The sequence below is a fragment of the Oleiphilus sp. HI0117 genome (assembly GCF_001635235.1).
In genome coordinates this window covers 1-11,149 of record NZ_LWGA01000654.1, presented here as the reverse complement: position 1 = coordinate 11,149, position 11,149 = coordinate 1, and the positions used below count along the sequence as shown (strand labels likewise).

Annotated in this window: 10 protein-coding genes; all 10 read left to right on the top strand. The window is 39.8% G+C overall.

What is annotated here, in order from left to right; genetic code table 11:
- Window positions 1-1,633 (top strand): SLBB domain-containing protein (locus A3757_RS08605; protein WP_197469950.1); only part of this gene is annotated, 1,633 nt, incomplete at its 5' end.
- On the top strand, window positions 1,634-2,233 hold the full coding sequence (gene cysC, locus A3757_RS08600) for an adenylyl-sulfate kinase (protein ID WP_068739437.1): 600 nt from the start codon (window positions 1,634-1,636) through the stop codon (window positions 2,231-2,233).
- A gap of 40 nt (window positions 2,234-2,273) precedes the next feature.
- Window positions 2,274-3,209 (top strand): Wzz/FepE/Etk N-terminal domain-containing protein, encoded by a 936-nt coding sequence (locus A3757_RS08595; protein ID WP_068739435.1) that lies wholly within the window; start codon window positions 2,274-2,276, stop codon window positions 3,207-3,209.
- Between the two features lie 27 nt (window positions 3,210-3,236).
- Window positions 3,237-4,544, top strand: a complete 1,308-nt coding sequence (locus A3757_RS08590; RefSeq protein ID WP_068739433.1) for a lipid II flippase MurJ — start codon at window positions 3,237-3,239, stop codon at window positions 4,542-4,544.
- A gap of 130 nt (window positions 4,545-4,674) precedes the next feature.
- Entirely contained in the window at window positions 4,675-5,682 is a 1,008-nt protein-coding gene (locus A3757_RS08585; RefSeq protein ID WP_156491785.1) for a hypothetical protein, read from the top strand.
- A gap of 22 nt (window positions 5,683-5,704) precedes the next feature.
- A complete protein-coding gene (locus A3757_RS08580) occupies window positions 5,705-6,730 on the top strand; it encodes a polysaccharide biosynthesis protein (protein WP_068739429.1) in 1,026 nt (341 codons plus the stop codon).
- Between the two features lie 10 nt (window positions 6,731-6,740).
- Window positions 6,741-7,850, top strand: a complete 1,110-nt coding sequence (locus A3757_RS08575) for an NAD-dependent epimerase/dehydratase family protein (RefSeq protein ID WP_068739427.1) — start codon at window positions 6,741-6,743, stop codon at window positions 7,848-7,850.
- On the top strand, window positions 7,847-8,998 hold the full coding sequence (gene wecB, locus A3757_RS08570; RefSeq protein ID WP_068739425.1) for a non-hydrolyzing UDP-N-acetylglucosamine 2-epimerase: 1,152 nt from the start codon (window positions 7,847-7,849) through the stop codon (window positions 8,996-8,998). Before A3757_RS08575 ends, wecB begins: the two co-directional genes overlap by 4 nt.
- Window positions 8,999-9,027: 29 nt before the next feature.
- Window positions 9,028-10,251 carry a glycosyltransferase family 4 protein gene (locus A3757_RS08565; RefSeq protein WP_068739423.1) on the top strand — a complete coding sequence of 408 codons (1,224 nt, stop codon included), beginning with the start codon at window positions 9,028-9,030 and terminating at the stop codon, window positions 10,249-10,251.
- A gap of 2 nt (window positions 10,252-10,253) precedes the next feature.
- Entirely contained in the window at window positions 10,254-11,120 is an 867-nt protein-coding gene (locus tag A3757_RS08560; RefSeq protein ID WP_231878244.1) for a sulfotransferase, read from the top strand.
- The last annotated feature ends 29 nt before the right edge of the window (window positions 11,121-11,149 follow it).

Here is an 11,149-nt window from a genome sequence, read left to right as displayed (position 1 = left end):
TGTGGTATTTATTCCAGCTGTTGGCCCTCAAGTAGCAATAAAGGGCCAAATTAAACGCCCAGCATATTATGAGCTTAAAGGTAGTGGCTCCGTTTCTGATCTTCTCTCATATTCCGGTGGTATGTTGGCTTCAGCTTACCCTCAAGGCGCGACGCTTGAACGGGTTAATGAGCAAAATGAACGTGAGTTCCTGAATTTAGACTTATCATTAAATGCTGATATAAACCGCACTTTAAAAAATGGTGACCAGATTACCTTACCTAAAATTCTGCCGAAGGTAGAAAATGTAATTAAAGTGGCTGGCCATGTAGAGCGTGCCGAAACGCGCCGTTGGACGCCCGGTTTACGAGTGAGTGATATCATTCAAAGTATTGAATACTTAAAGCCGGAGCCAGACCTAAATTATGCGTTAATCAAACGCTATTCAAAACCTGAGCGAACATTAAGTGTTCACTCTTTTAGAATCGCAGATGCATTGAAATCTCAGCAAAGCGAAGCAGATCCAGTGCTACAAGACCTAGATGAGCTAGTGTTCTTTGGCCTATATGGTGATCGCTCTGAAGAAGTTGTTAAGTTAGTGGAAGAACTGCGTCAGCAAGCAAGTATTTCTACTCCTTCAAAAGAAGTATCGGTCGGTGGCAACGTTCGTTACCCAGGTGTTTATCCCTTAGTTGAAAATATGACTGTCGAGAACTTGCTTTCTGCCGCTGGTGGCCTGACAGAAAAAGCTTACCTATCAAGCGCTGAATTGAACAGAACAACCATTAATGAGCAGCAAGATAGAGTACAAGATAGAAGAGTTATTCAACTTTCTGATGCGAGTGCCATATCAAGCAAGCTTCAGGCAAGAGATGTACTAACCGTTAAAGCAATTCCAGAATGGGCAGAGACTAAACAAATTACCTTACGCGGTGAAGTGAAGTTCCCAGGTGTTTACCCCTTCCATAAAAACGACACCTTGGCAGACGTAATTGAACGTGCTGGCGGTTTGACTGAATATGCTTATGCACCTGGAGCAATGTTTACACGAGAAGACTTAAAGGCTCAGCAGGCCCAGCAGCTAAGAGAAATGCAAGCGCGATTAGAGGCTGATATAGCCAAAGCCGAAGTGGTTGCAGCAAATCAAACAACGCTTGATGCAAGTAAAGCTCAGGGTTTAGGAGAGGCTCAGGGTTTATTGGATAAACTCAAGACTACTCCTGCCCTAGGTCGTCTAGTTATTGATCTAGAGAAGGTTATAGCAGGGCAAGACGCTTATTCAATATCGCTTAAGGATGGAGATGAACTATTCATCCCCGAGAGAAAGAGCTCCGTGACAGTCATTGGTGAAGTCCAGCTTCCTGTATCTCAACTCTTCGAACAAGAGCTGGATTACTGGGATTATATCGAGCGTAGCGGTGGCCTAACAGATAAAGCAGATGATGAACGTATTTATATTATTAAAGCTAATGGCGGGGTTCAGATGCCTGACTCGTCTAGTTGGTTTGCAAGTAATGATTCTCAACTAGCGCCGGGCGATACTGTGGTTGTGCCGCTTGATGCGGATAAAATTGACCAAGTTGTTTTGTGGCGTGATATGAGTCAGATATTTTATCAGATTGCTTTGGGTGCTGCTGCTGTGGGGAGTTTGTAAATGGCTGAGAATAATATCGTTTGGCATGAACAAAACGTTTCAAGAGCAGAGCGCTCTGTTCTTAAAAAACAAAAGCCTTGTTTGATTTGGTTTACAGGTCTAAGTGGTGCTGGGAAATCAACGATTGCAAATGCTTTAGACCGTTGGCTGCATGACAATGGTTACCATACTTACCTTTTAGATGGTGATAATGTTCGTCACGGTTTAAATAAAGATTTAGGCTTTTCTGATGAGGATCGAGTTGAGAATATTCGAAGAGTAGGGGAAGTATCAGGTTTATTTGTTGATGCGGGGGTAATCACATTAAGTGCTTTTATTTCACCATTTAGGAGCGAACGTCGAATGGTGAGAGATATGTTTGCTGAAGGTGAGTTCATTGAGGTGTTTGTTAATACTCCATTTTCTATCTGTGAAGAAAGAGATCCTAAAGGGTTGTATAAACAAGCTCGAGCGGGAAAGATAAAGAATTTTACTGGGATTGATTCAGCTTATGAAAAGCCAGAAAAGCCAGAAATAAACATCGATACTTCAAAGTACTCAGTGGCTATTATCGTTGATACAATTACCTCCGAACTAAAGCGGCGAGGGATCTTGTTTTAATGAAAAATATTGTTCAACAGTTAAGGCATTATATTCTAGCATGAATGATACTAAGAGTTGTGAAAACAAAATTTCCAATGATACTGTAGATAAAATATCTTTGTTTCAGTTGGCTATAGCAGTATGGGAATACAAGGGTCGAGTAATAATCACGCTAACCTTGTTCGCTGTACTAGGGGTGTTATTCGCAAAAAGTCTTCCGGATATATACAGAGCTGATGCTCTTTTGGCTCCTGTAGAAGAGTCAGCTGGAGGATTAGGTGGTATGGCTTCTCAGTTTGGAGGGTTGGCTAGCTTGGCAGGAATAAACCTTCGTGGTACTTCTAGTCGCTCGGATCAGTTTGTTGAAATAATTAAGTCTAAAGCTTTTATTATGTCTTTTATCGAACGGCATAAGTTGCTGGTTCCGTTGATTGCATCTAAATCTTGGGACATGGATTCAAATAGTTTGGTTATAGATTATGACGTATATGATAATGTTCGTAGCGAGTGGGTTAGGGAGGTGAAGCCGCCAAAAACTGTTATACCTTCACTTTTGGAAGGGTATGAGCGATTCATGAAGCTATTTAGTGTGACTAAAGACTCTAAAAACGGTTTGGTGAAACTCTCATTGGATTTTTATTCTCCCACCCTCGTACAAGAATGGCTTAATTTGATTATTAGTGACATAAACGAACAGATACGAAGCCGGGATATACTTGAAGCTGAGCAGAGTATTGCATATTTACAGGAGCAGCTTGGCGAGGATCAAACTCACTCAATGGAAAGTGCTTTTTATCAATTGATTGAGCAGCAGACGCAAACGATTATGCTAGCCAAAGTTAGAAAAGAGTATGCTTTTTCTGTAATCGATCCAGCTATTTCTCCTGAAAAGAAGGTAAAACCTAGACGGGTGTTCATAGTCCTGTTATTTATTCTAATTGGCGGTTTTTTCTCAGTAATTTATGTTCTCACTAAGTTCTTCGTTAAGAAATAAATTCTAGGTTTTTGTGGGCAGCACTGCATGAATATAAAGTGGCCAAAGAGCATGTTAATCCTCGTTATATTTACTGCTGCTGGAAGCTTGTCTAGTTTCTTGAGGGAGGTTTATATTGCTTATGAAATTGGAGCTAGTTCCGACCTAGATATCTATCGTCTTGCTGTATCATACCCATATGCGTTCTTCTTCAGTTTTGCAACGTTGCTTGTAGGAATAATTTTACCTAGAGTTTCTAGAGACGAAAGCTCGGTAACCTTTGTCGAGTCCTCTCCAGTAAGCACTGTATCTATTTTCGTATCAATAATCGGTATAGCGTTTGCTGGTGTATATGCGCCTTTACTTGGGCCTGATTTATCTATAGCCGAAATTAATGATTTAGCTTTTTATTGTAGAGTGGCTTGGTTTGGCTTTCTATTATCCAGTATTTACTTTCACTTTAGAATTTACCTTCAGTACAATAAGAAAAATAATATAGTAGCGTCAGCTAATCTGATATGTAATGTTGGTTTTGTTGTAAGTCTGTGGATTACTACAACTTATGGTATGCGAGATTTGTCTGGGCTTGTTTTCGCATTTGTAGTGTCATGTGGGGTAGTGTCCCTTTCGTTTATTATTAGTGCTAGAAATATAGCGGACATACCGGTGGTATTGAGTAGCTACTTTTCCTTTGGAGGTATTAAAGATAAGGTAGTAATGCGTTTAATACTATCTGGGATGATCTTTCATTTTGTGAACATTTCCCTTAGAGCTGTTGATAGAGCATTTGCGTCTAGTTTGGGGGAAGGGTGGATTTCTTTTTTAGATTACGCATATGGTCTTGTAAATGGGCTTGGTGCAGTAATTGGAACTACCTTTGTTATATATACGGCAAAATTTATAGCTCTACGACATGATCAGGTGGGGTTTCAGTATGAGTTGGTTAAAAAACTTTTGCCGGTATATATTGTTACTTTGGTTGTTGCTTTTATCGCAGTGGTGTTCTCTGAAGAGCTAGTCAGGCTGGCCTACCAAAGAGGAAAATTTTCAGAATCATATACTCGAGAGGTAGGAGAGTTGTTCAAGTACTTGATGCTTCCATTTGCCTTGATGGTGGGGAATATGGTCTTGCTTCAGGTTCTCCTTGCTATCAGTTCTGGTGTAACACTTATTTTGTTTGCGGTTGTTAAATTCGTTGCCAAATATATCTCTATGCTAATGCTAGGTTCCCTAGATAGTGCAGATTTTGGTGTTAGTAATTTGGCGGCAGAGCTTATATTCTTTCTCGTTTTTATTTTTTATTTTGCTATAAAAAAAACGGCCGCAGTCAAGGGTATAGGGGTCGGTAGTGGTTAGTGTTAACGTAATACTACTGGTTTTGACTGCAGCGAGTGCATTGCTTCCGTACTTAAAAGTATCCCCATTAAGTAGCGATATACAGCCTCATTATTACTTTTTTTTATTCTTATTAGTGTTGGCAAACATAATGAAACGTGTCGCGTTGATTGATGTTGTTATTTTGCTTTACACTTTTATATGTATTGCGGTGTTACTCTTAAATGGTGGCGGAGGGAATGAGTGTCTTCCTCTTATCTCATTGATTTGTTTAGTTGTTATAACTTCTCGCATGGAGGACAAGGAGGCTTCGAGTATCTTATTTGTTGCAAGGTTGATGGGTGTAATCTATTTGCTGGGTGTTGTACTTGGCTCTTTACGTCCAGAACTGTTGCATTCATTAGTCTCTAATTACCGAACATCTGAACTTCGTGGTGCAGCTTCGTTTGCGTCTGAACCAAGTTTTCTTGGTTTTATTGGTTTTAGTTTGTTAGTTATAATTGACAACTTGGCTAAGTACAAAAAGAACATAACTGATACCTACATTCCGTTACTGCTTGTTTTTCTTTCAGGTGCGGTGTCGGTTATAGGGCCTACTTTAATATGGTTGGTGTTAAATAATATTTCTGTTCAGGATAAGTTTAAGTTCTTTGTTAGGTTTTGTTTTATTCTTTGTATCATTTCTGGTGGGGTATCTTACTATTCTGAAACGTTAAAAAATACGCGTGCAGGATTAATTGTGCAGCAAGCGATGGATAATGGCTTAGATCTCGTAGGGTTAGATAAAAGTCTTTCAAATAGAATTGCTCGCGGGGTCGGGCCTGTTGTTTTCGGTGTTAACAATATGTTGCAGCCTCAAGATATAGAAGCTTTAGATGAGGTTGTTGAATCACTAGAAATTAGTCTGCATAGAGAGACCGAAATCAAAAGAATATCAAACTTTTCTGGGATATTTTTCTTTATCTTAGGAGTAATTGGGGGGCCTTTATTGGCTTATGTTTTTTTAAAATCAGCTTCTGAGGCAAAAAACTCTATATCTGCTTTTTTTGCTGTATGCGTCCTGTTTTTTTCATTATTATCGCCAGCTACTCCCTATGTTCATATGGTAATCGCTTCTTATAGTATGAGAATGAATAAATCAGGTCGGGAATTTAGCTAATAATTAAGGGTGGATAGAAATTATGTACAAAGGCGGCACTATTTTAGTGACTGGTGGCACAGGCTCGTTTGGGAAGACTGTTACAACATACCTGCTTACTAAAGATTGTAAGGAAGTCCGGGTTTTTAGCCGAGACGAAGCCAAGCAGGACTTAATGCGAACCCAATATATGGATGATCCACGTGTGAAGTTCTATATTGGCGATATTAGGGACTATGACAGTATTCATGACGCGATGCTCGGAGTCGATTACGTATTTCACGCAGCTGCTCTAAAGCAAGTGCCTTCTTGTGAATTCTTTCCAATGCAAGCCGTAATGACAAACATTATCGGTAGTGACAATGTGCTTAAAGCTGCTGTATCAAACAAAGTAAAAAGTGTCGTTTGCTTAAGTACAGATAAAGCAGTGTACCCCGTTAATGCAATGGGTACGAGTAAAGCAATGATGGAAAAAGTTGCGCAGGCGTATGCGCGTCAACAAGCTGAAAGTGGAACCGTTATTTCATGCGTTAGATACGGCAACGTAATGTATTCTCGTGGCTCAGTGATTCCTAGATTCATCGAACAGATTAAAGCTAATAAGCCGATAACAATTACTGAGCCTACAATGACTCGCTTTCTTATGGAATTGAACGAAGCTGTGGATTTGGTAGATCATGCGTTTTTCAATGCGAACCAAGGCGATGTTTTTATCAAGAAGGCCCCAGCTTGTACTGTAGAAGATTTAGCTCAAGCCCTAAAGAACCTATTTAAGTCTAACGTCGATACCAAAATTATTGGAATGAGGCATGGAGAAAAGTTGTACGAGACTCTTGCATCAAATGAAGAGCTTGTTACAGCTGAAGACATGGGGGACTATTATCGCGTTCGAATGGATAATCGAGACCTAAATTATGAAAAGTACTTCTCTGAAGGGAACAAGGAAGAGATTTCCTATGAAGACTATCACTCGCATAACACAGAGCAGTTAGATGTTAAGCAGGTTGAAGATACTCTATTAAAATTGAAGGAAGTTAGACAAGAGCTTGAGTTATGGGATGCTCAGTAGGGATAAATAGATGAGAATAGGAATAACCGGAGGTAATGGTTTTATCGGCTCTCACCTCCAAATGTACCTTAAAACGAGAGACGATGTAGAATTAGTGGATGTTGCTACTAGGGATACATTTTCTTCTACTGAAGGTCTTAAAGAATTTGTTTCTGATAAAGAGCTAATTGTTCATTTAGCAGGAGTAAACAGAGCTTCTGACGAAGAGCTTGTGAATGGAAATATTGACCCTGCGAAGCAACTTGTTGAGGCAATGAAGGCAGCATCAATCACTCCTTTTGTTGTTTATTCTTCGACTACCCATGCCGAAAATACTGATATTCCATATGGAAAAGGTAAAAGTGGTGTCTCTGAGGTTTTTAGTTCTTGGGCTGATGAAAATTCAGCTAGTTTTTTAAACCTAGTCATTCCTCATGTATTTGGTGAGTTTGGTTTACCGAACTACAACTCAGGTACCAATACTTTTTGCCACCATATCGCAAATGAGCAAGAAGTCGAAGTTAATGGAAACGGACAGCTAGAGCTTATTCATGTGCAAGATTTGGTTGCTCTCTTTATTTCTTTATACGAAAGTAAAACGATTGGTGAGCATCGAGTTAAAGGCAAGAAAATAAGCGTTGGCGATGTTGTAGAAAAACTAAGATTATTTGATGAAAAGTATAAAGCTGGAATAGTTCCCGATCTGTCAGATCATTTTGACCGTTGTTTGTTTAATACTTACCGCAGTTATCTACCTCAAGATGCAAGGAAAGTAATTGCAACCAAGCATACTGATGATAGAGGCTGGTTGGTTGAAACAGTTAAGGTCGGCTCGGGTGGTCAATCATTTGTTTCGACAACAAAGCCTGGTATTACGCGAGGTAATCATTTCCACCTTAGAAAGTATGAGCGTTTCTTTGTTCTTCAAGGAGCGGCATCTATCAAGATGCGAAAAGTCAATACCAATGAGGTTATTGAATATATTATTGAAGAAGGGCAACCCGCCTTGGTCGATATTCCAACACTCCATACTCACAACATAACCAATATTGGTGACTCTGAACTGATCACTTTTTTTTGGACTGATGAGTTTTTTGACCCTGAAAACTCTGATACATTTTTCGAGCTAGTAGAAGCATGAGTAAAACACTAAAAGTAATGACTGTTCTGGGGACGCGTCCAGAAATTATCCGTTTAGCATCTGTAATGGAAGCATTAGAAAAGTTTACTGACCATAAATTGGTACATACTGGTCAAAATTACGATTATGAACTTAATCAAGTTTTCTTTGATGAGTTGGGTGTTAGGGAGCCTGACTACTTTCTGAATGTTGACACGTCATCATTGGGCAAAGTACTTGGTGAAATTCTGATTAAGACAGAAGAAGTATATTTGAAAGAAAAGCCAGATGCCGTTCTGGTTTTGGGTGATACCAATAGCGCTATCGCAACCTTGATGGCAAAAAGAATGAAGATCCCTACTTATCATATGGAAGCAGGGAATCGAAGTTTTGATGCTAACGTTCCTGAAGAGATTAACCGTAAACTTGTTGATCATTTGGCTGACTTTAACTTGGTATATACAGAGAATGCTCGCCGTCATTTGATTAGCGAGGGTTTGTCTCACCGCTTTATTTATGTGACCGGCTCACCGATGCTTGAGGTATTGAACTCCAAAATGGAGTCGATTGATTCTAGTACGGTGTTACAGCAGCTTGACCTGGAGTCTGGGAAGTACTTTATTGTCAGTGTTCACAGAGAAGAGAATGTTGACCATCCAGATAATTTAAGAAAGGTTGTTGAGTGTCTTAACTCAATTCATGATAGATATGGTTACCCGGTTGTAGTGTCGACACACCCTCGTACAAAGAATCGTTTAGAGCAATTGAACCTGGATTCAGGGGATAGAGATATCCGTTTCCTCAAACCGTTTGGTTTCTTTGATTACAACAAACTTCAGAAGGATTCATTTTGCGCTATTTCGGATAGTGGAACGATTTCTGAAGAATCTGCAATGCTAGATTTCCCTGCAGTAACTTTGAGAAATTCTATCGAACGCCCAGAGGCTTTGGATGCCGGGTCAATTGTTATGTCGGGGCTAAACCCAGATATTTTGTTAGATGCAATAGACCTTGTTGTTCAAGAAGCAGATCTATACCCAAATAGAGAAACGCCTGAAGAGTACCAGGTCGAAAATACTTCGCTACGAGTTACGAAGTTGATTTTAGGAACCGCTAAATTAACTAGCAAGTGGCGTAATTTGGATGATTTTTCTCGTTATGAATGGTAGAGCTTAAAAGCTGGTCTTTGTAGAAAATAATGAAGAAATCTAAAAAAATACTCGCTGTCCATCGCTACTATTGGCCTGATACACCTCCTTACGCCTCCATGTTGAGGTGTATTGTTCGTCATTGGGTTGAAGAAGGTCATAACGTTGATGTGCTTTCAAGTCAGCCTTCTTATAAAAAGGGTGTAGAAAATGACACCTTTTCTAAATCGGCTAATTTAGATGGTGCTACGGTTCATAGATATGAGTTGCCTAATGAAACAGGGCGGCCATTTCTTCGTCTATTCAACACTTTAAGGTTTCTGTTATTGATAATTTATCAAGCCCTTAAGGGGCGCTATGATGTTATTATGGTATCTACAGCTCCACCTGTAGTTCCTGGCTTTGCGGCAAACATTGCATCTCGTTTAACCGGAGCAAAGCTCATTTATCATTGTATGGATTTACATCCCGAGATTGGTAAATTATCAGGTGAATTTTCTAATCCTACGGTCTACAGAGCTTTAGAACGTATTGATATCGCTACTTGTAGAAGAGCGAGTCGTATCATTGTTTTGTCGGAAGATATGCGTAAGGCAATCGGAAAACGTGATGCCTCTTTGGTTAGTAAAGTTAGTGTTATTAATAACTTTAGTTTGCCTTCAGAAGATAAATTGAGTAATTCTAAAAGTGATTGGTTTGAAGTCAAATCAAAAGATAAGTTGAGACTGTTTTTTGCCGGAAATATTGGTCGCTTCCAAGGCTTGGAGTTATTTGTTGAAGCAATTCATGAACTTGTTCAGAGTGGAAATACGCACGTCGAACTTGTGTTCATGGGTGAAGGTGCTGCATTACCTGAAATCACAAAGCTAGCTAACTCTGGCCCAGCAAAAGATTTGATTCATTTTGTCTCTCACCAGCCAATATCGATTGCAAAACGGGCAATGCAGGCTGCAGATTTCGGTATTGTTTGTCTAACGCCTGAGATCATTCGATATGCTTATCCAAGCAAGACATTAACCTATTTAGAGCAAGGCTGCCCAATTTTCTCTGTTGTTGAGCAGGACAGCGAATTAGCAAAGATGGTGGAAACTAGGCAAATTGGCGTTAGTTCTCCGATAAACGATAAAGCTGCGTTAGTGTATAGGTTAACTGAACTTGCAAATAATAGAGAAAAGTGTCTGACTTTCTCAGAAAATGCAAAAGCTACATATAAAGAATTATTTGAGATTGAGACATGTCTGGAAAAGTGGTCTCATGAATTAAAGGAGTTATGATTTTGGGACACGGGGATTTTAAGCCGGTAGTGATTGTTGGCGCACCACGATCGGGAACTAATATGTTAAGGGATGTCTTGACTAGTTTTGATGGGATATGTACTTGGCCTTGTGATGAGATCAATTACATTTGGCGTCATGGCAACGTGAAACATCCGTCAGATGAAATACCTGCGAACAAGGTGACGCCAAGTATCAAGAAATATATACGTAGCAAGTTTTCGGCAATTTCTAAAGAATATAACTCTCCGATGGTAATTGAGAAAACCTGTGCAAACTCTCTTAGAGTAGATTTTGTAAAAGAGGTTTTACCCGATGCTAAATACATATTTATCTACCGTGACGGTATAGACGCAACTGGCTCCGCAAAGCTTAGATGGACCGCGAAATTAGATATACCATACATATTGGAAAAAGTTCGCTATGTACCTAAGAGTGATTTGCCATATTATGCATTACGATACTTGTGGGCTCGGGTTTATCGGTTTTTTTCGAAAGATAGTCGTTTAGCGTTCTGGGGACCTGCTTTAGATGACATGCAAGAAACGTTGGAGGCACACTCGTTAAATGAAGTTTGTGCTTTGCAATGGCAGCGTTGCGTGGATAAGTCTGAAGCTGAACTGTCTAAGTTCTCTGAAGACCAGGTTGTTCGTGTTAAGTACGAAGACTTTGTCACTGAGCCATCGAGGGAGTTAGCTAAAATCCTTGATTTCTTAGAAGTTGATCTACCTGAAGAAGTTATTGCTGAGTCTGTAAGTGGTGTTTCTAATAAAAGCTTGGGTAAAGGTAGAGTGGCTCTAGGTGTTGAAGATGTTAAGGGCTTAGAGGAATTAGTGGGGGAGACTTTGAAGCGTTATGGTTACCTCTAATAGTTCTAGCCTCCCAGCTCTCAGTACAT